General features: G+C 63.0%; 18 protein-coding genes. 5 read left to right on the forward strand and 13 right to left on the reverse strand.

Annotation, left to right across the window (positions count from 1 at the left end; all coding sequences use genetic code 11):
- Positions 1-5 precede the first annotated feature (5 nt).
- The 4 genes from ubiE to BLT65_RS11085 all read right to left on the reverse strand — a co-directional run bounded on the left by ubiE (position 6) and on the right by BLT65_RS11085 (position 5,779).
- Positions 6-737 carry a bifunctional demethylmenaquinone methyltransferase/2-methoxy-6-polyprenyl-1,4-benzoquinol methylase UbiE gene (gene ubiE, locus BLT65_RS11070; protein ID WP_042315322.1) on the reverse strand — a complete coding sequence of 244 codons (732 nt, stop codon included), beginning with the start codon at positions 735-737 and terminating at the stop codon, positions 6-8.
- 71 nt (positions 738-808) lie between these two features.
- Entirely contained in the window at positions 809-1,222 is a 414-nt protein-coding gene (locus tag BLT65_RS11075; protein WP_007579753.1) for a gamma-butyrobetaine hydroxylase family protein, read from the reverse strand.
- A gap of 7 nt (positions 1,223-1,229) precedes the next feature.
- On the reverse strand, positions 1,230-1,658 hold the full coding sequence (locus BLT65_RS11080; protein ID WP_042315302.1) for an HIT family protein: 429 nt from the start codon (positions 1,656-1,658) through the stop codon (positions 1,230-1,232).
- Between the two features lie 32 nt (positions 1,659-1,690).
- Positions 1,691-5,779 carry a DUF3683 domain-containing protein gene (locus BLT65_RS11085; protein ID WP_091777727.1) on the reverse strand — a complete coding sequence of 1,363 codons (4,089 nt, stop codon included), beginning with the start codon at positions 5,777-5,779 and terminating at the stop codon, positions 1,691-1,693.
- Between the two features lie 593 nt (positions 5,780-6,372).
- Between BLT65_RS11085 and ilvA the strand changes: the two genes are divergently transcribed.
- From ilvA to queF, 3 genes are read left to right on the forward strand one after another with little or no spacing between them, the layout of a single operon-like run.
- Positions 6,373-7,896, forward strand: coding sequence for a threonine ammonia-lyase, biosynthetic (gene ilvA, locus BLT65_RS11090; RefSeq protein WP_091777729.1), 1,524 nt, complete (start codon positions 6,373-6,375; stop codon positions 7,894-7,896).
- A 12-nt stretch (positions 7,897-7,908) separates the two neighbouring features.
- Positions 7,909-8,811 (forward strand): 5'-nucleotidase, encoded by a 903-nt coding sequence (locus BLT65_RS11095; RefSeq protein WP_091777731.1) that lies wholly within the window; start codon positions 7,909-7,911, stop codon positions 8,809-8,811.
- Positions 8,808-9,632 carry an NADPH-dependent 7-cyano-7-deazaguanine reductase QueF gene (queF, locus tag BLT65_RS11100; protein ID WP_091777733.1) on the forward strand — a complete coding sequence of 275 codons (825 nt, stop codon included), beginning with the start codon at positions 8,808-8,810 and terminating at the stop codon, positions 9,630-9,632. The genes BLT65_RS11095 and queF overlap by 4 nt, the downstream gene beginning before the upstream one ends.
- A gap of 750 nt (positions 9,633-10,382) precedes the next feature.
- Here queF and BLT65_RS11105 read toward each other — a convergent pair.
- Genes BLT65_RS11105 through BLT65_RS11115 form a run of 3 tightly spaced genes read right to left on the reverse strand, consistent with a single transcriptional unit; the run spans position 10,383 to position 13,203 of the window.
- The gene (locus BLT65_RS11105; protein ID WP_042306275.1) at positions 10,383-10,769 is read right to left on the reverse strand and encodes a RidA family protein; all 387 of its coding nucleotides are present in this window, start codon (positions 10,767-10,769) and stop codon (positions 10,383-10,385) included.
- Between the two features lie 52 nt (positions 10,770-10,821).
- Complete coding sequence (locus tag BLT65_RS11110) at positions 10,822-12,309, reverse strand: N-acyl-D-amino-acid deacylase family protein (protein ID WP_042306276.1); 1,488 nt, start codon at positions 12,307-12,309, stop codon at positions 10,822-10,824.
- A 3-nt stretch (positions 12,310-12,312) separates the two neighbouring features.
- Positions 12,313-13,203 carry a MurR/RpiR family transcriptional regulator gene (locus BLT65_RS11115; protein ID WP_007579745.1) on the reverse strand — a complete coding sequence of 297 codons (891 nt, stop codon included), beginning with the start codon at positions 13,201-13,203 and terminating at the stop codon, positions 12,313-12,315.
- A 141-nt stretch (positions 13,204-13,344) separates the two neighbouring features.
- Between BLT65_RS11115 and BLT65_RS11120 the strand changes: the two genes are divergently transcribed.
- Positions 13,345-14,622 carry an amino acid deaminase gene (locus tag BLT65_RS11120; protein ID WP_091778136.1) on the forward strand — a complete coding sequence of 426 codons (1,278 nt, stop codon included), beginning with the start codon at positions 13,345-13,347 and terminating at the stop codon, positions 14,620-14,622.
- 68 nt (positions 14,623-14,690) lie between these two features.
- Here the strand turns inward: BLT65_RS11120 and BLT65_RS11125 are convergent, their stop codons facing one another.
- Positions 14,691-15,155 carry a MarR family winged helix-turn-helix transcriptional regulator gene (locus tag BLT65_RS11125; RefSeq protein ID WP_091777735.1) on the reverse strand — a complete coding sequence of 155 codons (465 nt, stop codon included), beginning with the start codon at positions 15,153-15,155 and terminating at the stop codon, positions 14,691-14,693.
- 35 nt (positions 15,156-15,190) lie between these two features.
- A complete protein-coding gene (locus tag BLT65_RS11130) occupies positions 15,191-16,786 on the reverse strand; it encodes an MDR family MFS transporter (RefSeq protein WP_091777737.1) in 1,596 nt (531 codons plus the stop codon).
- Positions 16,787-16,928: 142 nt separating this feature from the next.
- Between BLT65_RS11130 and BLT65_RS11135 the strand changes: the two genes are divergently transcribed.
- A complete protein-coding gene (locus BLT65_RS11135; RefSeq protein ID WP_091777739.1) occupies positions 16,929-17,771 on the forward strand; it encodes an EcsC family protein in 843 nt (280 codons plus the stop codon).
- Here the strand turns inward: BLT65_RS11135 and BLT65_RS11140 are convergent.
- From BLT65_RS11140 to BLT65_RS11155, 4 genes are all read right to left on the reverse strand, one after another.
- The gene (locus BLT65_RS11140; protein WP_091777741.1) at positions 17,741-18,691 is read right to left on the reverse strand and encodes an alpha/beta hydrolase; all 951 of its coding nucleotides are present in this window, start codon (positions 18,689-18,691) and stop codon (positions 17,741-17,743) included. The two genes, BLT65_RS11135 and BLT65_RS11140, sit on opposite strands and share 31 nt — an antisense overlap.
- 169 nt (positions 18,692-18,860) lie before the next feature.
- Positions 18,861-19,295 carry a CHRD domain-containing protein gene (locus BLT65_RS11145; protein ID WP_091777743.1) on the reverse strand — a complete coding sequence of 145 codons (435 nt, stop codon included), beginning with the start codon at positions 19,293-19,295 and terminating at the stop codon, positions 18,861-18,863.
- A gap of 163 nt (positions 19,296-19,458) precedes the next feature.
- Positions 19,459-23,946: an ATP-binding protein gene (locus BLT65_RS11150; RefSeq protein WP_244186482.1), complete on the reverse strand. Its 4,488-nt coding sequence runs from the start codon at positions 23,944-23,946 to the stop codon at positions 19,459-19,461.
- On the reverse strand, positions 23,930-24,676 hold the full coding sequence (locus tag BLT65_RS11155; RefSeq protein ID WP_091777747.1) for an aquaporin: 747 nt from the start codon (positions 24,674-24,676) through the stop codon (positions 23,930-23,932). The genes BLT65_RS11150 and BLT65_RS11155 overlap by 17 nt, the downstream gene beginning before the upstream one ends.
- Positions 24,677-24,788: the final 112 nt, after the last annotated feature.

Here is a 24,788-nt window from a genome sequence, read left to right on the forward strand (position 1 = left end):
GGACATTAGTATTTTGTCCCCACATGTAAGGCTACCACGCCAGCTGACAAATTGTAATATTTGACGGCTTCGAGGCCAGCTTGTTCCATCATCGTTTTCAAAGTTTCTTGATCCGGATGCATGCGGATCGATTCGGCCAGGTAGCGGTAGCTCTCGGCGTCCTTTGCGAAGCGCTCCCCGAGCCACGGAAGCACCTTAAAAGAATAGACGTCGTACGCCTTCTTGAGTGGATCCCACACTTTCGAGAACTCCAGCACGAGCACGCGGCCGGCCGGCTTCAACACACGGCGCATTTCCGCGAGCGCGGCGTCCTTGTGCGTCATGTTGCGCAAGCCGAATGCCACCGTCACCACGTCGAAGTAGTTGTCCGGAAAGGGTATTTTTTCGGCGTCGCAGAGCAGCGTCGGGGTGATGATGCCCTTGTCGATCAGGCGGTCGCGGCCCACGCGCAGCATCGATTCATTGATGTCCGTGTGCCACACTTCGCCCGTCTCGCCCGCCTGCTTCGCGAAGGTCTTCGACAGATCGCCCGTGCCGCCCGCAATGTCGAGCACCCGGTAGCCGGGCCGCACGTTGGCCTGCGCGATCGTGAACGCCTTCCACGCGCGGTGCATCCCGCCCGACATCAGATCGTTCATCAGGTCATAGTTGGAGGCGACCGAGTGGAACACGCCGGCCACTTTCTTCGCTTTTTCCTGTTCGTCGACTGTCTGATAGCCGAAGTGGGTTTTGGTCATCGCGCTTCGTCCTTTCGCGTATTCTAAGAAATTGTCGCGCCGCATCAAGCGACGGGAAGGCGGGAATCGTATCAGTGTCTGTGGCCGTGCGCAGGGCCGGATACGGGCATCGGCGCGTCCCGGTCGACGCCTGCCGCCTTAAGTTTGTCGAAATAATCGGCCCAGAGTTCGTCCTGACGGGTCGCGAGATCCCACAGCAGGTCCCACGAATAGATGCCCGTGTTATGGCCGTCGGAGAAAGTCGGCTGCAACGCATAGTTGCCGACGCCTTCGAGCGCCGTGATCGACACCTCGCGCTTGCCTGTCTGCAGCGTCTCCTGGCCCGGGCCGTGGCCGCGCACTTCCGCCGACGGCGAATAGACGCGCATCAGCTCGAACGGCACGCGGTAACTCTTGCCGTCCGCGTACTGCAATTCGAGCACGCGCGACACGGCATGAACGACGACGCCGGCGGGCACCGGCGTGTCGGGTTTCAATCCACTCATGATGACCTCAGGCGAGAGCGTGTTCGATTTCGCCGCGTACCGCTTCGCGCAGCAATGTGGCCTGCGCGCGGCGCTGCGACAGCATCGCCTCGGAAACGGTGCGCTGGCGCGGCGCCCAGATGGGCAGCGGGAAATGCGCGTCGTTGGAGAACCGGGGGATCACATGCCAGTGTACGTGCGGCACCTGGTTGCCGAGACTCGCCAGATTCACCTTGACGGGTTGCAGGATGCGCCGGATTGCGCGCTCGACGGCATACACCACGCGCATCACGCGGTCGCGCTCGCCGTCGCCCAGATCGGAGAACTCGGCGACGTGCCTGTTCCAGATCACGCGGCAAAAACCGGGGTAGTCATGTTCGTCGGCGAGGACGACACGCAGCGTGTCGTCCTGCCACAGTACATCGCCACCGTCTTCACGGCAGAAGATACAGTCCATCGTCGTCCTCGAACGGAACCTTTATCGCGCCATTAGACCAGCACGCGCTCGATTCCGCCATTGTTCGCGCGCTGCACATAGTCGGCCATCCAGTTCTCGCCGAGCACGTGTCGCGCGATTTCGACAACGATGTAGTCCGCTTCGATATTCGCGTCTTCGTTGTAGCGCGACAGGCCTTGCAGACAGGATGGGCAGCTTGTCAGGATCTTGACGTCGGTCGCTGCGCCGTTTGCACCGTTGGCGCCGTTCCCGCCGTTCGGTTGCGGGCCGTCACCCGCCTTGAGCACCGAACCCGGCTGCGCGTTCGCGTTCGCATCCGCCACGACGGGAATGCCGCGCAGCTTCGCCGCGCCCTTGCGGATTTCCTCTTCCTTGCGGAAGCGCACCTGCGTCGAAATATCCGGACGCGTGACAGCCAGCGTGCCCGACTCGCCACAGCAACGATCGTTCTTCTCGATCTTGTAGCCGTCGTTCTTCTCGGCGCCCATCAGTTCGTTGACCAGCTTGACCGGGTCCATCGTCTTGATCGGCGTGTGGCACGGGTCGTGGTACATGTAGCGCGTGCCCTTCACGCCCTCGAGCTTGATGCCCTTTTCCAGCAGGAATTCGTGGATGTCGATGATCCGGCAGCCCGGGAAGATCTTCTCGAATTCGTAGCCAGCCAGCTGGTCGTAACACGTGCCGCACGACACCACCACCGTCTTGATGTCGAGATAGTTGAGCGTGTTCGCGACACGATGGAACAGCACGCGATTATCCGTGACGATCTGCTCGGCCTTGTCGAACTGGCCCGAGCCGCGCTGCGGGTAGCCGCAACACAGATAACCCGGCGGCAGCACCGTCTGCACGCCCGCTTCCCAAAGCATTGCCTGCGTCGCGAGACCGACCTGCGAGAACAGACGCTCGGAACCGCAACCGGGGAAGTAGAACACCGCTTCCGAATCGACGGTCGTGGCCTTCGGGTTGCGGATGATCGGGACGATCTTGTTGTCCTCGATGTCGAGCAGCGCGCGGGCCGTTTTCTTCGGCAGGTTGCCCGGCATCTTCTTGTTGACGAAGTGGATCACCTGCTCGACCACGGGCGGCTTGCCCGTCGTCGCGGGCGGATGCGCCGTCTGCTTCTTGGCGAACTTCTTCAGCACGTCGTTGCCGAGGCGCTGCGCCTTGTAGCCGACGCCCATCATCGCGGTGCGCGCGAGATTGATGGTCTGCGGATTGGTCGCGTTGAGGAAGAACATGCCCGCCGCGTTGCCCGCGTTGAACTTCTTCTTGCCCATCTTGCGCAGCAGATTACGCATGTTCATCGTGACGTCGCCGAAGTCGATCTTCACCGGGCACGGCGTCACGCACTTGTGGCACACGGTGCAGTGATCGGCGACATCGTTGAACTCGTCCCAATGCTTGATCGACACGCCACGGCGCGTCTGCTCTTCATACAGGAACGCCTCGACCAGCAGCGACGTGGCGAGAATCTTGTTGCGCGGGCTGTACAGCAGGTTCGCGCGCGGCACGTGCGTCGCGCAGACGGGCTTGCACTTGCCGCAGCGCAGACAGTCCTTCACCGAATCGGCGATCGCGCCGATATCGGACTGCTGCATGATCAGCGATTCATATCCCATCAGCCCGAAAGAAGGCGTGTACGCGTTGCGCAGATCCGCGCCTTCGAGCAGCTTGCCCTTGTTGAAGCGGCCATGCGGATCCACGCGCTGCTTGTACGCGCGGAATTCGCCGATCTCGTCTTCCGTCAGGAATTCGAGCTTCGTGATGCCGATGCCGTGCTCGCCGGAAATCACGCCATCCAGCGAACGCGCGAGCTTCATGATGCGTGCCACCGCGTGATGCGCGTCCTGCAGCATCTCGTAGTTGTCGGAGTTGACGGGGATGTTCGTATGAACGTTGCCGTCGCCCGCGTGCATGTGGAGCGCGACGAACACGCGGCCGCGCAGCACCTTTTTATGAATAGCCTGCGCTTCGTCGAGAATCGGCTTGAACTCGCCGCCGTTGAAAATCTGGCGCAGTTCCGCGCGAATCTCCTGCTTCCACGACACGCGCACCGTGCGGTCCTGGACGATATGGAATACGTTCGCGTCCGGCTGATCGTCGACGCGGTCCGCGAATTTCTCCGCGAGCCCCGCATAGCCGAGTCCCACCAGATAGTGCTGCGCTTCACGCAACGACAGATCGAGCTTGTCGCGCAGGAATTCCCAGCGCTTCTTCACATGGCCGAGCAGTTCGAGCGCCTGCTGCACGCGATCTTCCAGCAATTCAGCGCTCGGAATTTCATTCGCGTCGTCGCTCTTGCCGAGCGGCAGCTTGCCGCTCTTGAAGAACGCTTCGAGCGCGTCGATCAGTTGCAGCTTGTTCTTGATCGACAGTTCGATGTTGATGCGCTCGATGCCGTCCGTGTATTCGCCCATGCGATTGAGCGGAATCACGACGTCTTCGTTGATCTTGAACGCGTTGGTGTGCTTCGCGATCGCGGCCGTGCGGCTTCGGTCGAGCCAGAAGCGCTTGCGCGCCTCAGCGCTCACGGCGACGAAGCCTTCGCCGCTCTTGCCGTTGGCCATGCGGATCACTTCCGACGTCGCCGTCGCGACAGCGTCCGCATCGTCACCGACGATGTCACCGATCAGCACCATCTTCGGAAACGCGTTGCGCTTGCTCTTGGTCGCGTAACCGACCGCGCGCAGATAACGCTCGTCGAGGTGTTCCAGGCCCGCGAGAATCGCGCCGCCCTGCTTCGACGTTTCGAACAGATAGTCCTTGATTTCGACGATGCTCGGAATCGCCTCGCGCGCCTGGCCGAAGAACTCGAGGCAAACGGTGCGCGTGTGCGCGGGCATCTTGTGCAGCACCCAGCGCGCGGACGTGATCAGGCCGTCGCAGCCTTCCTTCTGGATGCCCGGCAGGCCGGCAAGGAATTTATCCGTCACGTCCTTGCCGAGACCTTCCTTGCGGAAACGCCGGCCTTCGATGTCGAGCATTTCCGTGCGCAGCAGCTTTTCGCCCGGCGCGTGTTCGCCGTCGAACCACTTCAGTTCGAAGCGCGCGACGGGAATGTCGTGAATCTTGCCGAGGTTGTGATCGAGGCGCGTGACTTCGAGCCAGTTCCCTTCCGGGTCGACCATGCGCCACCACGCGAGGTTGTCGAGCGCCGTGCCCCACAGCACGGCCTTCTTGCCGCCCGCGTTCATCGCGACGTTACCGCCGATGCACGATGCGTCGAGCGACGTCGGATCGACGGCGAACACATAGCCCGCCTGTTCGGCCGCTTCCGTCACGCGGCGCGTGACGACGCCTGCGCCGGAGAAAATCGTCGGCACCTTGTGAGCGACGCCGGGCAACTCCGTCAATTCGACCGCGCCGAGTTGTTCGAGCTTCTCGGTGTTGATGACGGCGGAAAACGGCGTGAGCGGCACCGCGCCGCCCGTGTAGCCCGTGCCGCCCCCGCGCGGAATCACGGTAAGGCCGAGTTCGAAGCACGCCTTGATGAGACCGGCGATTTCGGCTTCCGTGTCCGGCGTCAGCACGACGAACGGGTATTCGACGCGCCAGTCGGTTGCGTCCGTCACATGCGAGACGCGCGCGAGGCCATCGAAGCGGATGTTGTCCTTCTGCGTCTGACGGCCCAGCACTTTGGTCGAGCGACGGCGCAGGTCGGCCATCTTTTCGAACTCGCCCGCGAACGCATCGACGGCGCGGCGCGCGGCGGCGACCAGCGTTTCGACACGCGCCGCGCGATCGACGCCCGCGTCGTCGCCATGTTCGACGAGGTCAGCGCGGCGGCGCTTTTCGATTTCGGTCAGACGGTGATTCAACGCTTCGATCAGCAGCGCGCGGCGCTTCGGGTTGTCGAGCAGGTCGTCCTGCAGGTAAGGATTGCGGCGCACGACCCAGATGTCGCCGAGCACTTCGTACAGCATGCGCGCCGAGCGGCCGGTGCGGCGTTCCGCGCGCAGTTCGTCGAGGGCAGCCCACGCTTCGTCGCCGAGCAGACGGATGACGATTTCGCGGTCGGAGAACGACGTGTAGTTGTATGGGATTTCGCGCAGACGCGGTTCGGCGTCGGCGGCAACGGTGGCGGCGGCGCCGTGCGGATCGAAAACTTGAGGTGCGTTCATGTTTGGACGACTCGGTAGGTCAGCGGCGTGCGCTCATCGTTGAGGCCCGCTGACAGTGCGCGTGGGGCGCAATGCTGGAAATCTTTCTAGTGTGCGAAGCCGCAACCGGCAGGCCAGCGCCCGGGATCGCCGGGGATATGGCTGGAACGTGGGTGGCCGGTCGCCTCGCGGCGCTCAGAGGCAGCTACACGATCGTGCATGCCGCACGTGCCGCTGCGCCGCGGGGCGAGACTCGCGCGGGACGGGCATCAAATGGGCGATCCGAGGCTGCCAGTGCATCTTCCGATCCTTGTTCCAAAATAGGATTCTACCGCATGATCCCATTGCGCGTTGACGCCCGAATGTAAGCGTGACAAGCCTTTGCGCGTTCGCTTGACAGAATTCGCCACGAAATTGCCAGGTGACGACGCACCCAAAATGCATCGCATCCGTGCCCACGCTGAGTCCGATTTTTCGACCGTCCGGTCGGCTGGCCAAGCTTACTGATAAAGCGAACGCAATCGGACAAATCCCGGATCAGCCGCGTCCGGACAGACGGTTGGCGCTATCATTGATCCTTTCCTGTCCGAAATAGCGCATCGCGCGTGACCCGCATGGCTTCCCACGACTACCTGAAGAAAATCCTCACCGCCCGTGTCTACGACGTCGCGCGTGAGACCGAACTCGAACATGCGCGGAATCTGTCCGCACGGCTGCGCAACCCGATTTACCTGAAGCGCGAAGACAATCAGCCCGTCTTCTCGTTCAAGCTGCGCGGCGCCTACAACAAGATGGCGCACATTCCCGCCGACGCCCTCGCGCGCGGCGTGATTACGGCTTCGGCGGGCAACCATGCGCAAGGCGTGGCGTTGTCGGCGGCCCGCATGGGCGTGAAGGCGATCATCGTGGTTCCCGTGACGACGCCGCAGGTGAAGGTCGATGCCGTGCGCACACATGGCGGCCCGACCGTCGAAGTCGTGCAGTCGGGCGAATCGTTCAGCGACGCCTACGCGCACGCGGTCAAGCTGCAGGAACAACACGGCCTGACCTTCGTCCATCCGTTCGACGACGAATACGTGATCGCCGGCCAGGGCACGGTCGCGATGGAAGTGCTGAGCCAGCATCAGGCGCCCATTCACGCGATCTTCGTTCCCATCGGCGGCGGCGGTCTCGCGGCGGGTATCGCGGCGTACGTGAAATCGGTGCGCCCGGAGATCAAGGTGATCGGCGTGCAGACGGACGATTCGTGCGCGATGGCGCAATCGCTGAAGGCGGGCAAACGCGTGACGCTGAACGAAGTCGGCCTGTTTTCGGACGGTACGGCCGTGAAGCTAGTCGGCGAAGAGACCTTCCGCCTGTGCCAGGAATATCTCGACGAAGTGCTGACCGTCGACACCGACGCACTGTGCGCGGCGATCAAGGACGTCTTCCAGGACACCCGCAGCGTGCTTGAGCCGGCCGGCTCGCTGGCCGTCGCGGGCGCGAAGCAATACGCGGAGCGTGAAGGCATCGAGAATCAGACGCTGATCGCCATCACGTCCGGCGCGAACATGAACTTCGACCGCATGCGTTTCGTCGCGGAGCGCGCAGAAGTCGGCGAGGCGCGCGAGGCCGTGTTCGCGGTAACGATTCCCGAAGAACGCGGCAGCTTCAAGCGCTTCTGCGAACTGGTCGGCACGCGCAGCGTCACCGAGTTCAACTACCGTATTGCGGATTCGGCGTCGGCCCATATCTTTGTCGGCGTGCAGATCCGCAATCGCAGCGAGTCGGCGCAGATCGCGGGCGCGTTCGAGGCGCACAACTTCGCCACCGTCGATCTGACGGGCGACGAACTGTCGAAGCAGCACATCCGCTACATGGTCGGCGGACGCTCGCCGCTCGCGCACGACGAGCGCCTGTTCCGCTTCGAGTTTCCCGAGCGGCCGGGCGCCCTGATGAAGTTCCTGTCGTCGATGGCGCCGAACTGGAACATCAGCCTCTTCCATTACCGCAACCAGGGCGCGGACTACAGTTCGATTCTCGTCGGCATTCAGGTGCCGTCAGCGGAAGATTCGGAATTCGCTCGCTTCCTTGCGACACTCGGCTATCCGTATTGGGAAGAGACGTTGAACCCGGTGTATCGACTGTTCCTTGGATAACGAAGCACGCGCATGGCCTTTTCGCTCGACGACAAACTGGTAGTGGCGATCTCCTCGCGCGCGCTGTTCGATTTCGAGGAAGAGAACCGTGTGTACGAAGATGGCAATCTGCGCGACTACGAAGCACTGCAGCGCGAGCGGCTGAACGTGCCGGCCAAGCCGGGCGTCGCGTTTCCGCTGATTCGCAAGCTGCTTGCGCTGAATACGAGTGCGCACCGTGTGGAAGTGGTGATTCTGTCGCGTAGCGATCCCATCAGCGGCTTGCGCGCGTTCAGTTCGTGCCGCGAGCATGGGCTGGCGATCGAGCGCGGCGTTTTCACGCGCGGCCGCGCCCCGTTCGCGTATCTGAAGCCGCTGAATGCGTCGCTGTTTCTGTCGGCGAATCAGGACGACGTGCGCGATGCTTTGGCCGCCGGATTTCCCGCTGCACGCGTGTTGCCTGAATCGGCGAAAATGGCGAGCAAGTATCCGGACGAAATCCGCATTGCGTTCGACGGTGACGCCGTGCTGTTTTCCGACGAAGCGGAGCGCGTGTTTCAGAAGGACGGCTTGGGTGCGTTCGTCGGTCATGAGATCGACAACAAGGATTTGCCGCTTGCCGATGGACCGCTGAAGCCTTTGTTGAAAGCGCTGCATCGACTGCAGACGCTGGCTGACGAAGCCGCGCCGATGCACATTCGCACTGCGCTGGTGACGGCGCGTTCGGCGCCCGCGCACGAGCGCGCGATACGGACATTGATGGCCTGGAACATCGAAATCGACGAAGCGATGTTTCTTGGCGGGCTGGACAAGAGCGCGTTTTTGCGCGAGTTCGAGCCGGACTTTTTCTTCGACGACCAAATTCGCCACTGCGAGTCGGCCCGTGACGTGACAGCGATCGGGCATGTATTGAGTGGCATCGTGAACGCATCATGACACCCGAACAATCACCGCTGGGCAAACCGTCCAGCTACACCGAACAGTACGACGCATCGCTGCTCTTTCCGATCGCGCGGAAGAATGCGCGCGAGCAGATCGGTATTGGCGCGACGTTGCCGTTTTTCGGCACGGATATCTGGAATGCGTATGAGCTGTCGTGGCTCAATGCGCGCGGCAAGCCGCAGATTGCGGTCGCCACTTTTTATATTCCGGCGGAATCGCCGAATATCGTTGAGTCGAAGTCGTTCAAGCTTTATCTCGGATCGTTTGCGCAGACTTCGTTCGATTCCATCGAGACGGTTCGCGATACGATCAAGCGGGATGTTTCCGCTGCGTGTGGGTCGTCCGTGTCGTTGCATCTTTATCCGCCGGCGGAGTTTTCCAAGCTCGGGCTCGATGAGTTCGAAGGGACTTCGCTAGATCGGCTCGATCTGGATACGGATGTTTATCTGCCTGATGCTTCGTTGCTCAAGGCTGCGCTTGATGAGGCGCCTGTTGAAGAGACGCTGTTCTCCAATCTTTTGAAGTCGAATTGTCCGGTGACTGGGCAGCCTGATTGGGGTTCGGTGCAGATCCACTACGTGGGGCCGCAGATCGATCAGGCCGGGCTGCTGCGGTACATTATTTCTTATCGAAACCACACGGGGTTTCATGAGCAGTGTGTCGAGAAGATCTTTCTTGATGTGCTCAAGGTTTGTCAGCCTGTGAAGCTGGCTGTGTATGCGCGCTATACGCGGCGTGGTGGGCTGGATATCAATCCTTTCCGTACTAACTTTAATCTGCCGATGCCGGATAATTTGCGGACTGCAAGACAGTGATTTGGGTTTTTTCTGTCTGCGACGCTTGGGCTGGTTTTTTTGCCTTTTCGCTGGCATCCGCGATTCGTTAGCTCGCTTCAAGCGTCGCCCCTGTGCGGGGCGGCACCTACTTTTCTTTGCCGCCGCAAAGAAAAGTAGGCAAAAGAAAGCGGCTCACACCGCCAGCACTTGTGTTTGCCTGAGGGCCCCCAAAGGTTCTTACGCTTCACACGGCGACCACGTGACCCACGTCCGTTGCCAACTCTCTTGCGGGTACGCCTCACCCGCTTCACGCCCCCGCATTACGGCATGCCGTGCCAGATAGTCCACCGCCGCCCAGGTGGCAAACTGTGTGTAGGCCGTAGCAGCTCACACGCCTCACTTCGGACCCGATTGCGCACGCGTTCCACCCTGTCAGAGCGCCAGGCTATACGACGCGACAACCTACACACAGTTTGCCACCTGGGCGGCGCAGAACATTCGCTGCCGCTAGTTCTTGTTCGGGTGTTTGAAGTGGGTGAGGCGGTCATTCGAAGCGTTGGCAACGAACGCGAACAGAGATGCTGCCGTGTGAAGCGTAAGACCCGTTGGGGGCCCTCAGGCAAGGAGAAATGTTGGCGGTGTTAGCCGCTTTCTTTTGCCTACTTTTCTTTGCGGCGGCAAAGAAAAGTAGGTGCCGCCCCGCACAGGGGCGACGCTTGAAGCACGCTAACGAATCGCGGATGCCAGCGCAAAGTCAAGCAAACCACCCCGCGCAGCAAGCAAAAAACCTTACGCCGCAGGCTTCTTATAAGCGACGCAGTCAACCTCAACTTTACAGTCGATAACCATCGACGACACCACACATGCCCGCGCAGGCGGATTCGCCCCAAAGTACTCCTTGAACACCTTGTTAAAGGAAGCAAAGTCACGCGGATCATCGAGCCACACCCCACACCGCACGACGTGCTCAGGCCCATACCCGGCCTCGGTCAAAATCGCCAGCACGTTTTGAATCGTCTTGTGCGACTGCTCAACAATCCCGCCATTGATCACTTCGCCGTTCTCCATCGGCGTCTGCCCCGACACGAACAGCCAGCCATCCGCCTCGACCGCACGCGCAAACGGCATCACCTGACCGCCCGTACCTTTGCCACCTTCAACGCCATAACGCTTCATCGTTCAACTCCTGTAACGTAAGCGCGTCCGCACCCAATGCGAACGCAAAAATTCAGAAACCCTGCGTAAGCTCGGCCCGCGACGCCGCCGTCGCCCCACGCGCCACAAACCTGCCCGCGCGCTCGCCCGTCGGCTTGCCATCGAGATACGACAGTACGCCATTCACCCACACGGCATCGATGCCATCCGCCGCCTGCTGCGGCTTGTCGAACGTCGCCGCGTCGCGCACGCGCGCCGGGTCGAACAGCACGAGATCGGCGTGATAACCGATGTGTACTTCGCCCCGCTCCGTCAACCCGAAGCGTCGCGCCGACAAACTCGTCATCTTGCGAATCGCCTCTTCCAGCGGAATCAGCTGCTGATCGCGCGCATAGTGGCCCAGCACGCGCGGAAACGCGCCCCACAAACGCGGATGCGGCAGCGGATCGTTCGGCAGGCCATCGGAGCCGACCATCGTCGCCGGATGCGAAAGGATGCGCCGCACATCGTCCTCGGACATGTTGTGATAGACCGCGCCCGCTGGTTGCAGACGCTTCGCCGCTTCCTGCTGCGGCACGCCCCACTCCGCCGCGATCTCCTTCACCAGCTTGCCGGCCATCTCGGGATGCGGCGTCGACCACGTGATCGTGATGTCGATATCACCCGTCACCTGCTTGACGTCGAGCGTCGACGAGCTGCGGTTGTACGGATAACAGTCGCAACCAACAGGATGAAACTGCCGCGCGCCTTCCAGCGACGCCAGCACCTCGACACTGCGCCCCCAGTTAGACGGCCCCGCGCATTTCAGGTGCGAGATGATGACGGGCACGCGCGCGTGCTTGCCGATGCGGTACGCCTCGTCCATCGCATCGAGAATCGCATCGAACTCGGTGCGCATGTGCGTCGTGTACAACGCGCCCGCCACCGCGAGCGGCTCGGCGAGCGCCATCACTTCTTCCGTCGGCGCGGCGAACGCGGAGCTATACGCGAGCCCTGAACTCAACCCCAACGCGCCATTCAAGAGCGCCTCTTCGAGCTGCACGCGCATCCCGTCGATTTCCTCGCGCGTCGCCGCACGGTCGAGCCGGTCCATATGGTTGTTGCGCAGCGCCGTATGTCCGATCAACGCGCCGACGTTCACGGACGGCTTCGCTTCATTCACGGCATCGACATACGCGGCGAACGTCGGATACTGAAACGCATCGCGCGGGCCGAGCAGGTTCATCGGATCGGGTGGATCACCCTTGAGCGACACAGGCGACGCGCTGATCCCGCAATTGCCGACGATCACCGTCGTCACGCCCTGCGTGATCTTCGGCAGCATTTGCGGCGAGCGGATGACGTGCGTGTCGTCGTGCGTGTGTACGTCGATGAAGCCCGGCGCGAGTGCGCGGCCGTTCGCTTCGATCACCTCTTCGGCCAGCCAGTTCGACAGGTTGCCAATCGCGGCGATCTTGCCGTTGCGCAACGCGACGTCGCGTTCGGCAGGCGGCGCGCCCGTGCCGTCGTACAGTTGCGCGCCGACGATCAGCGTATCGGCGGCTTCGGGGTGCGAGTGCATGAATCAGTCTCCTAGCGGTTGTCGGTCGCCGCCGCCGCGATGCGCATCGAGCGCATGCTTCATGCGGCGCAGCAGTTCGCGGCTCTCGTCGCCGAGGCTCACGGCCAGTTCGGTGACGAGCACGTCGAGCGCCATCATCATCGCGTAACGCGACGACGACGGCTTGTAGATGAAATCGGTTTCGAACGCGACGATGGGAATGACCCAATCGGCCATCTTCGCAAGCGGCGACGCGGGCGCCGTCAACGTGATGAGCGTCGCGCCATAGCTGCGCGCGATCTTGCAGCTGTCGACCATTTCCGGCACGCGGCCCGTCGTCGAGAGCGCGATCACCACGGTATCGCGCGAGACCGTCGATGCAACCATGCGCTGCAGCAAACCGTCCTGATACGTCGCAACCGGCCTCCCCAGTCGCACGAGCCGAAAGCGCATTTCATCGGCAAGCGCCGTCGAGCCTCCGCCCATGCCGAACACGTAAATCATGCGCGCTTCGCGCAACGCAGCGGCGGCCTGCGCCACGGGCGCCTGACACAGCAACTGATGATTGTGCGTAAGCGCCGTCTGCAACTCGTCGAACACGCGCGTCGCCAATGGCTCGGGTGTGTCGGCCTGCGCGCCCGGTTGCAGGAACCGCTGACCGACGGCGGCCGCCTGCGCGAGCCGCAGCTTGAGTTCTCGCACGTCACGGCAGCCAACCGCTTTCGCGAAGCGCGTGACCGTCGCGACGCTCACTTGCGCCCGCTCGGCCAACGCGCCGATGCTCGCGCGCGATGCGCCCGTCAGATCGTCGAGAATCAGCGCCGCGACCTTGCGCTCGGCCGAGCGCAATTCGGGCGCGCATTCCGCAATGCGGGCGACAATATCGAAAGCAACGGGTTCGGCGGTGGAATTCATGGCTCGCAAGCACCGCGCGCCGCCGGTAACATTACTCGGCGCACGCGTGGTACTAAATAACATTTCATCAAACATCGTACTTTCGGTAACATACGAAAGTCAACTTCGATTCGATTTAACTGGCCGATGGAGCAGGATGACATGAAAGTTACAAACTATCAGGGAGCCACGATCGACCCTTATAGCAAGGGCTTGGGCAACGTGCCGGGCGCGAGCATCCAACTGACGGACGCGACGCGTCTCGAATGGAATCTGCTCGACGAAGACGTGAGTCTGCCCGCCGCCGTTCTGTATGCGGACCGTATCGAGCACAACCTGAAGTGGATGCAGACGTTCGTTGCCGAGTACGGCGTGAAGCTCGCGCCGCACGGCAAGACGACGATGGCGCCGCAACTGTTCCGCCGCCAGATCGAAACGGGCGCGTGGGGCATCACGCTTGCCACCGCACATCAGGTGCGCGCCGCGTATCACGGCGGCGTGTCGCGCGTATTGATGGCGAACCAGCTGGTCGGCAAGCGCAACATGCTGATGATCGCGGAACTGCTGAGCGATCCGGATTTCGAGTTCTTCTGTCTCGTGGATTCCGTTGAAGGCGTCGAGCAGCTTGGCAACTTCTTCGGCTCGGTGAAGAAGCAGTTGCAGGTGCTGGTCGAACTCGGCGTGCCGGGCGGTCGCACAGGTGTGCGCGATGACGCGCAAACCCATGCCGTGCTCGATGCGATCGCGCGTTACCCGGATTCGTTGAAGCTCGCGGGCATCGAGCTGTATGAAGGCGTGTTGAAGGAAGAACAGGAAGTGCGCGACTTCCTGCGCAGCGCCGTGAAGCTCACGCTCGAACTGTCGGACCAGGGCCGCTTCGCGCGCACGCCGGCCGTGCTGTCGGGCGCGGGATCGGCGTGGTACGACGTGGTCGCGGAAGAGTTCTCGAAGGCGTCGCGCAAAGACCGCATCGAGATCGTGCTGCGGCCGGGCTGCTATCTGACGCACGACGTCGGCATCTATCGCAAGGCGCAGACGGATATCTTCAAGCGCAATCCCGTCGCGAAGCGCATGGGCGAAGGGCTGTTGCCCGCGCTGCATCTGTGGGCGTATGTGCAGTCCATTCCCGAACCGGATCGCGCGATCATCGGCCTCGGTAAGCGTGACTCGGCGTTCGACGCCGGCTATCCCGAACCCGCGAAGCATTATCGTCCGGGCACGCCGACGCCGCGCGATGTCACCGCCGATGATGGCTGGGAAATTTTCGGCTTGATGGATCAGCACGCCTATCTGCGGATTCCCGCAGGCGCCGATCTGAAAGTCGGAGACATGATCGCGTTCGACATCTCGCATCCGTGCCTGACGTTCGACAAGTGGCGTCAGGTGCTGGTGGTCGATCCGTCGTATCGCGTGACGGAAGTGATCGAAACGTTCTTCTGATTCTTCTTCGATCGAAACGGCGCTGCGTCTCACGACACAGCGCCGTTTTTTATTGGCCGATCATTGGCTCAGCGCCCGGCTTGCGCGGTCTCCGCGTCCGTCGCCGCAGCTACTTCGCCGATGCGCGCCTCGAGCATCGTCAGCGCGCTCGACAGGCCGGCCAGCACATCGTCGGGCAAGGCGGCCATCGTGTCGTGCAGAAACGCATTGCGGTTCGGCAGGCTCGCTTCGATCGCGGCGCGGCCTTCCGCCGTGAGCTTCACATTCGTGATGCGATTGTCGCGCTCGTCCATGCTGCGCGAGATCCAGCCCATCGCTTCGAGCGACTTCAGCTGTCGCGTCAGCGCGCCCGGATCGATACGCAAGCGTTCGACCAGTTTCTTCTGCGACGACTCACCCGCCTGCTCGTACAACGCGAGCAGAATGCGCCAGCGCGGCATCGGATGCCCGACGCGGCCTTCGAACGCCGACATGAACGCGCGATACGTGCGTCCAAACTGATGCAGGATAGCGACGCGGTCCTGTTCTTCCATGATCTATCTTCGATTCAAAAGCGCTTACATTCCCGTCAATCCGCGTGGATGACCGGCTCGATCTGCTTGCGCAGCTTGACGGGCGGCACGCGCCGGCTCTGCCAGATCGCGAACAGCGACACCAGCGCGCCGAGCATCAGGCCGATATGGATCGCGCCCACCAGCGATTCGCGCGCCGACTCCAGCAGCACGGCGCCATTGTGCCCTGCCTTCGCGAGTTCGCTCAAAAGTGTGTGCTGCGCGTCGCGGTTCACGAGGATCTGCGGATCGCCGAGATCGGCGAACCATTGGCTCGCCTGATCGCCATCGAGCGCGCTGCGCACGCCGCTCGCATACATGTGCGTGACGAGCGTGCCCGTCAGCGCCGTGCCGATCATCCCGCCGATCATACGCAGCGATTGCAGCAGCGCTGTCGCGATGCCGAGATGCTCGCGGCCCGCCGTCTGCTGCGCGAACACGGTGAGATTCGGCAGCACGAAGCCGAGGCCAAGGCCGCCAAAGGTCATGAACAGCATCAGCAGCCAATGCGGCATCGAGCGCGTCGCGATCACCACGCCGAGCGACGCCGCGGCGAACAGCGCGAAGCCGATGAACAGCATCACATTCGGATTCGGCACGCGCGACACGATGCGCCCATTCGCAATACTGCCGATCGTGATGAACACGACGAGCGGCGTGATCACGAGTCCGGCCTCGTTCGGCGTCATGCCGAAGCCACCCTGAAACAGCAGCGGCGCGTAGAACAGCAGCGAGAACATCGCAAAACCGCCGAGCACGGCCAGCACGAACAGCGCGGACAGGCTCTTGTTGCGGAACATGTCGATGGGAAGAATCGCTTGCGGGAAGCGCTTTTCCCACTTCCACAACGCAATCGCACACGCGACGCTCACGACCAGCAAAGCAAGCGCCGAAGCCGTGACGCCGTGCTTCGGCAGCAATTCGACGAACATCTGCAAGCTGCCGAGCGACAGCGCGATCAGCAACGCGCCCGGCCAGTCGAGCCGCATCTTGCCTTCATGGACGACATACCGCAGATGCGGCAGATAACGCCACACGAAAAACAGCGACAGCAGGCCGACGGGCAGATTCACGTAAAACACCGAGCGCCAGCCGTAGTACTGCGTGAGAAAGCCGCCGAGCGACGGACCGATGGCGTTCGCAATGCCGAACGCCGTGCTCATCAGTACCTGCCAGCGCAGCCGGACCACGGAATCGGGAAACAGATCGGGGATGCAGGCGAACGCGGTGCCGACCAGCATGCCGCCGCCGATGCCCTGCAAGCCGCGCGCGATCACCAGGAACAGCATGTTGTTGGCCGCGCCGCAGAGCACGGAAGCCGCCGTGAACACGACGATCGACGCGATGACGAACGGCTTGCGCCCGTAGTAATCGCCGAGGCGCCCGAAGATCGGCACGGTGATCACCGACGTCAGCAGATACGACGTCGCGACCCACGCGTACAGTTCGAAGCCTTTGAGATCCGCGACGATCGTCGGCAGCGCGGTGCCGACCACGGTCTGGTCGAGCGCAACGAGCATCGAGACGAATGAGACGCCGAGCATCGCCAGTAGCGACTCCCGGAACGGTAAAACTTGCCCACTCGAATGGTGGGCGGCGGTATGCACGGCCATTTTTGATCAAACAACAGTTGACGCGTCAACGATAAGGAATCATACCATGCTGAATGGCTCTAATCCGGGTGCGTCGATTGCGACCTTCGTTGCTACCGTTTGATCCGACGCTTCTAAGAATTCCGAAAAATCAGGGAGATTCATGGAACCCACTACGCTCGCCGCCGCGCCGCTCTCCGCGGACGATCTCGCGGCCCTGCGCCGCGCCAAACACGAGCTCGAAAGCCCGGCGCTGACGATGAAGCTCGCCAGCATCGTCGGCTCGCCGATGGAAAAGCTGATTTCGCGCATGCCGGCGATTGCCAGCGACAAGGTCAACGACGCGACGCAACTCGCGCTGCGCAAATGTCTGCAGATCGCGCTGCGCACGCTCGGGCGTCCGATGGCTGGCGCGCCGCTCGGCGTCAGCGACCGGCCGAGCAATCTGTTACACAAGTTCGCGGTCGCGACGACGGGCGCAGCGGGCGGCGCATTCGGGCTGTTCGCGCTGCCCGTCGAACTGCCCGTCACGACCACGCTGATGTTCCGCTCGATCTGCGACATCGCGCGCAGCGAGGGTGAGGATCTGACTTCCGTCGATACGCAACTGCAATGTCTGACGGTGCTAGGGATGGGCGGCACGTCGAAAGCCGACGACGACGCCGACTACGGCTACTTCATCATGCGAGGCGCGTTGGCACAGGCAGTGTCGAAAGCGTCGTCGGAAATCGCGACGAAGGGGTTCACGACGCATGGGTCGGCGGCGCTGCTGCGATTGTTGAACACTATCGCGGCGCGCTTCTCGGTGCAGGTGAGCGAGCAGATCGCCGCGAAGTCCATTCCGGCGATCGGCGCGGTGCTCGGCGCGATGGTCAACACCGTGTTCATCGACCACTTCCAGCAGGTCGCGCACGGCCACTTCACCGTGCGCCGGCTCGAACGCCAGTACGGCACGGACGCCGTGCAGGCCGCGTATCAGGCGATCGACCTTTCGCTCGCCGGATGAACGTCGTGCGGCTCGCTCGTCACGCGCGCGACGAAACGCGCGGCGAGATCGAGGGCGCGGCGCGCTTCGGGAATGAACGGCGCCCAGAGCTGCCACACGTGCGGCATCTTGCGCCAGATCTCGAAGTCGATATCGACGCCCGCTGTGCGCGCCTTGTCCGCGACGCGGCGCGAATCGTCTAGCAGGACTTCTGTGCTGCTCACCTGCATGAAGAGCGGCGGCAAGCCCTTCAGGTCCGCGTAGAGCGGCGATGCATAAGGGTGCGTAGCTGGCGTGTCGCCGAGATAAAACCGCGCCGCCCGCGCGATGGAAGGACCGTGAAACATCGGATCGATGCCGTCGTTGGTTTGCAGCGACGCACCCGTCGCCGCGAGATCGGTCCACGGCGAAAACAGGATCCCGCCTGCCGGCAACGGCTCACCCGCATCGCGCAACGCGACGAGCGTCGCAAGCGCGAGGCCGCCGCCCGCCGAATCGCCTGCGATCACGATCGAGCCGGGCTTCGTGCCGTCTTCGAGCAAGCGACGGTACGCGGCCAATGCATCGTCGAGCGCGGCGGGAAACGGGTTTTCGGGCGCGAGCCGGTAATCGAGCGAGAACACGCGCGCGCCGCTGCGCGATGCAAGACCAAAGGACGCCGCGCGATGCGTCTGTGGCGAACAGAAGTAATAGCCGCCGCCATGCAGGTAGAGGATCGTCGCCGTGTGCCTGCCGTCGACGCGCGTCAGCCATTCGCCGCGCAATGGCCAGTCGCGCTCGCCATAGCGCTCATCCAGCGTCCAGCCCGACGGCACGCGCGGCGTGTACGCGCGCTTCGCCGTCATGCGGCGCGCGCGTTCGGCGCTGATCGTCGGATGCCGCGTCTGCGGATGAAACTGACGGCGCAGGAACCAGCATGCCAAGGCGCTTTGCCAACTCATCGGGGCACTCTCCATCGCGGGTTGAATCGCCATGGTACGTGGCTTTCAACGCGCTTCAATCGAAGGCGGCTTCTATTGGCGGCGTGGGCATTCGCGCGCCGTTTGAAAAGAAAAATGGCCGGAACCGCCGCTGACGGTTCCGGCCATCGTGCTCGATTGCGTGCTTCGTTTAATTCGCCGGCAACACCTGGCCGCGAATTTCACCTGTCGGATTCTGCGCGGTGTGAACGTTGAAGTACCACTGACCGCCCATCAGGTCGGTGACCTGTTGCTCCGTGAGCGTCGCGGAGCCTTTGATCGGGCTGGCCAGCGCGTTCTTGTCGATGGGCACCTGCACCTTGGCGTTCTGCCCGACGGGCGCAGGACCGTGGAAGTGCGCCATCGTCACGGGACCCGACAGGCTCTCGTAAGTCGCGGTCCACTGGAGTGTTTTCGTCGAAGTATCGAACGTGGCGTTCAGTGCGCCATGCCCGTGACTCACGCGCGGCGGCACTTCACTCGACGGCTCGAGGTCGGCCTTCAATTCCACCGTATCCGCCAGTGCCACACCCGACGCCAGCGCCCACAAGACAGCAACCATGCTCAGCTTTTGAATTGTAATCATCGTTCTCTCCGGGTCTTTGCGCTCAGGATCGGCGTCGCTTCACGCGTAGTGCGTGAGCGGACGCCGTCTCATGCGCCAGCACATACTAGTGTAATTCGGAGCGCTGCGCGTGACGCACGCGCAGCAGCGCAAAGCGTTGCGAAGCAGGAGAAGGAACGGGAAGTCAGGCGAGCAGCGCCGCCTGCTCTTCGATGCCGTCGAGCATCGTATTGCACGTGCGCACGAGCGCAATGCCCTCGCTGCGCAGCGTGTCCGACGGCGCCGAGGTCAATTGCCGCCGGTACTGTTCGAGCGCGCCGAGCAGCGGCGGATACTGCAGCACACCCACCGCGCCAGCGACGCGATGATGCCATTGACGCAACGCCGGGACATCGAGGTCGTTCAGCAGCGGCGGCAACGCGCGCAGATCGTCACGCACGGCCGACACGAATGCATCGAGCAGCGACTTTACCGTCGATTCACTGCCCCAGATCTGCGTCAACTGACTGAGATCGACGGGAACGAATGCGATGCTGCCGACGTTTGCAGGTTCCGCATCCGCGACGACAGCAGCCGTCGCGTCGCCTTGCGTGGCGGGCCGCGCGCTGTCCGCGCCGAACCAGCGGTTCAGATATTCGCGCAAGGTGGCGAGGCGCGTCGGTTTGACGAGGCAATCGTCCATGCCGGCATCGCGACATGCCTTTAGATCTTCGGGCGCGGTGTTCGCGGTGATCCCGAGTATCGGCAGGTGTACGCCTGTCAGTTGCTCGCTTTCGCGCACGGATCGCGCCAATTCGTAGCCGGACATGATGGGCATGTGACAGTCGGTAATCAGGAAGCCGTACGGTGTCGCATTGAGTGCTTTGAGTGCCTCGGCGCCGTCATTGACGACGTCGCACGCGAAACCGAGCAGCGCCAGCTGATGACGGATCAGTTCCTGATTGACGGGATGATCTTCGGCGACGAGCACGAGACGCCCGCACGCAATCGCGCGCTCCCGATCCGGTGGCGCGGTGGCGGCTTCGGCTGCGCCCGGATGACGCGCAGGCGTCGGCGAAAGGCCCGTCAACGCGGCCGCGCAGGCCGCGCTCAAGCCGCGCCACGAGATCGGGTTGATGCTCACGCGCACGGCGTTATCAACGATCCGATAGCCTGTCGGCTTCGGCTTCTCGGTCAGGCTGATGATTTTCGCGCCGGACTGCGCGACGGCAGCCGGCAGGTCGACGCCGTCGCCGACGAATACGAGGTCCACACCTCGCAGCGCTTGCGGATCGCGCAACTCGGCAAGATCGGCACCGGCGCGACGCAATTCGATGCCGAGCGCCGCGCCGAAGTGCGCAAGCGCCCTCGCGACGCACGCATCCGGCGTCGCGACGACGCCGCGCTTGCCGCGCAATCCGCCCGCCGTGTATTGCTGCATTTCGAGCGGCATCCGCAAACGCAGCGTCATGTGCGTGCCTTTACCAGGCGTGCTCGACAACGACAGCGTGCCGCCCATCAACGCAATCAGTTTGCGGCAGATCGTCAGCCCCAGGCCCGTGCCGCCGAAGCGCCGCGTGGTCGACGATTCCGCCTGCACGAAAGGCTCGAACAGGCGAGCCTGGACTTCAGGCGCGATACCAATACCCGTATCGACGACACTCATCTCGACCGTTTGTCCCGCCTCGCTTTCCTCGACTACCTTCACGTTCACGTCGACCTCGCCCCGCGGCGTGAATTTGATCGCGTTGCCGAGCAGATTGAACAGGATTTGTCGCAGCCGCACGCTGTCGCCGCGCAGCGTTGCGGCGACCTGCGGATCGATATCGACGCGCACTTTGAGACCTTTCTCGTGCGCGCGCCCCGCCAACAGGCCAACCGCCGTATCGACCAGATCACGCAGGTCGATCGGCTCGGATTCGATGGTCAGTCTTCCCGCCTCGATCTTCGAATAGTCGAGCAGGTCGTCGAGAATCTGCAGCAGCGCACCCGCCGATTCGTGAATCATCCCGAGCATCTCGCCCTGGTCGGCATCGAGCCGGGTGCGCTCCAGGACTTCGACAAGTCCGAGCACGCCATTCATCGGCGTGCGGATTTCGTGGCTCATCATCGCGAGAAAATCGTCTTTTGCGCGCGACGCCGCTTCGGCCAGATCGCGCGCACGCGCCAGTTCGTCGGCACGCAGCCGTTCGATGCTAGCGTCGACCCAATAGCCGCTCCAGACGGTCGCGCCACTCTGCTCGCGACACGGCACGAGTTCCGCGCGAACCCAGCGCTGCTCGCCGGGACCGTCGATCCGAAACTCCAGGTGCAGCGGTTCCGACATTTCGGCGGACCGCTCGAGTGCGGCGACGACGCCGGGACGGTCGTCCGCACAAATGGTGCCGAAATTGAGCGTGGCGCGCCGCATCAGAACGGCACTGTCGTATCCCAGCAACTGTTTGGTATCGCCGCCCACATAGGGGAACGTGTACTGGCCATCGAGCCCGCGGCGCAACTGGAACACCACGGCCGGCAACGAGCTGGTTACGTCGACGAGGCGCCGCTGTGTTTCGCTTGCCAGCATTTCGGCGCGACGGATATCCGTAATGTCAACGAGCGTGCCGAGCACGCACAGCGGCGTACCGTCGACGCCGTTGCAGACGCACACGCAAAAGAGACCGTGCCGGCTGTCGTACTGACTGTCTTCGAACTCCAGTTCGATCTGCGTGGCCGAGCCGCTTTGCAGCGCCTCGCGTGTCAACTGCTCGAGACGCAAGCTGTTGTCCTCTCCCCAGGCATGAACGTCCGCGCTCGTGCAGCCGATCACGGTTTCACGCCTGAGGCCCGTCGCTTCTTCATAAGCCCGGTTCACGCCGATGTAGCGCCCTTGCAGATCTTTTGCGACGAGCGGGTACGGGACCATTTCCATCATCGTCTGCTGAAAGTTCAGTTGCGATTCGAGCTCGCGCTCAGTGCGCTCGCGCCGGCTGACTTCGCGCTGCAGCAACACATACGCTCGCAACGTCAGCAACAACACGACGCCGATGCCGATCAGCACAGGCAGCAGCCGCAGTGCCGTCACGCTCCAGCCGCCTTGCGGCGGTGCGTCGCCTGTCACCCATTTCTGTCGGATGCGCTGTCGCTCCGAGGCAGGCATCGCGAGCAGCGCGCGGTCGATCAGTCCCGCCAGCGGCGCGAGGTCGTCACGAACCGCGAAGCCGATGGGATCTGGCTCGCGCACTACGCCGACCACTTTCAGCACGCCTGCGTATTCCCGTGTCAGCGCAGCGTCGATTTCGGCGACGTTGCCAACCAGCGCGTCGGCGCCGCCGGCGGCCAGCAGTTTCAGCGCCGCATCGAGATTTGGCGCGACCGTCGCGTGCGTCGCGACTACGCCGTACAACTCGAATGGCAACGCCCCCTGGCTATGAATCGACAACACGATGCGGCGCGCGGCAAAATCGTTGAGGCCGCGCGCAGCAGGTTCGGCTTCGCGCGCGACGATGACAAGCGGATACGTTTCGTACGCGTGGGTGAATGTCGCATACTCCAGGTGCGGATCATTGCGCGTGGCAGTCGCGAGCAGCGCGACGTTGCCGCGGTTGAAATCGGCAACCGTGGTCGTCCAGTCCTTCCCCGGCGCGCGGTGGAACGAGAGGCCGAGCGTGCGACCCAGATAGTCGAGATAGTCGGCGGCGATGCCCGAGGGACGGCCGAGGTCGTCGAGCGTGCTGAACGGCGCCCAGTCGGCGTCGAAGCCGACGGAGAGCGGCGGAAGCGACCTGAGCCATGCCTGCTCTTCACGGCTCAGCACGAGATTGGACACCGCCGATGCAGGCCGCGCTTCGAAGCTGCCGCCGATCCAGCGCGCCCGGATTACGGCTTCGTCGTCCGGTCGCAGCGCGGACAGCCCGCGGTCCAGCTTGTCGCGCAGGTCGCTTTTCCCGGCAGGAACGGCGAAGCGCATCTCGCTCGCCTGCCCCGTCTCCTCGAACGCGATACTTAGGTCACGGAATTCCGGGTCCGCCAGATAGTGCCGCACGGCAGGCGTAAAGCCGAAATAGGCGTCGTCGTCACCCCGCTTGATTGCGCGCAACGCGGCAAGCGTGTCGGCAAAACTATCGATACGTGCGCGCGGGAAGCGCTCGCGCAGCACGGCGCCGAGCGCGAACCCGCGCTCGATAGCGACGCGCGCGCTTTGCACCTGGGACTCGCTCGACAAAGCCATCGCATTGCTCGCCCGCGTCACGACGGAAGTCGATCCGCGGAAATACGGCACCGAGAAAGACAGGCAATGCTCGCGCTCAGGCGTGCGGGCAATGCTCGTCAGCACATCGATGCGATTCGCGCATGCCGCGGCGAGCAGCTGGTTCAGGTCTGAATACGACTTCGTCGTGATCTCGACGTCCGGCCCGACGACGGCGCGCAGATAGTCGACGCTCAGCCCGGTGAACCGGCCTTCCTGAAACATCTCAAAAGGCGACCAGCCGCTGGCGAGCACGCCGACTATCAGTTTGGGAGGAAATCCGCGTGGCCGAGCGCCGAGCGCGGCATGAGCCTGTTGAACGCCCAGCACGATCAGCAACAGCGCGAGGCTTGCTTTCAGCACCAGGCGGATTGCGATCAGCCAGACGCGATGTGTGGAATGAAGACGGAAATGAGTGGAGATACGCGAACGGTACATGTGCGTACGCTCACGCCGACTCGCCATGCCGGCTCTCGCGCGGCGGCCGGGCGAAGATAGCGCATGGGTAGCTGAACAGTCGCGAATGGACCAAGCCGGCGAGCATGCCGCCCGCCAGCGGAGCTGCCCAGAAAAGCCACAACTGGTCGAGCGCCCAATCGCCGACAAAGAGAGCCGGGCCGGTCGAACGCGCGGGATTCAACGACGCATTGGTGATGGGCGTCGCAATGACGTAGCTCAGCATCAGCCACAGGCCTGCGACGAGCGGATCGATCAGGTTCGCGGATTGGCCGCTGGACATCAGCATGCGCGCCAGCACGAATGCAAAGGACATGGTGATTTCGACGGCCAGCGCGGAATGAAGTTGATAGTCGTCCGGAGAATGGTCGCCATATCCGTTCGCGCCGAATTCACTCGCTGCGAGTTCGAAGCCGGGACGCCCGCTGGCGATGTAGACGAGCAGCGCCGCGCCCGCGAGCGCGCCAAGCACCTGCGCGGCGATATAGGGCGCGAGATCGCGGACGGGAAACCGCTGCGCGGTCACGTAACCGACGGTGACGGCGGGATTAAAGTGAGCGCCGGAGAACCGCCCAAGCACGTAAGTCGCTGTCGCCAGCGCGAGTCCGAATGCTAGCGGCACAGCTAAAACGCTGTTACCTTGCGCGCCGGTGTTGAGCACGGCCGTGCCGCATCCAACGAACACGAGCCACGCCGTCCCGGCACCTTCGACAACCAATCGCTTTCCCAGCCCTGACATGCATCCTCCCGTAACGGCTGCTCGTCCCGACGACTTTCTGAGACGGCTTACATGCTTGCGCCTGGTGTCGATTGATTTGCATGGCAAATCAATGGAGTGGCGCCGCCCCCTC

This window comes from Paraburkholderia steynii (assembly GCF_900100565.1).
Taxonomy (GTDB): Bacteria; Pseudomonadota; Gammaproteobacteria; order Burkholderiales; family Burkholderiaceae; genus Paraburkholderia; species Paraburkholderia terrae.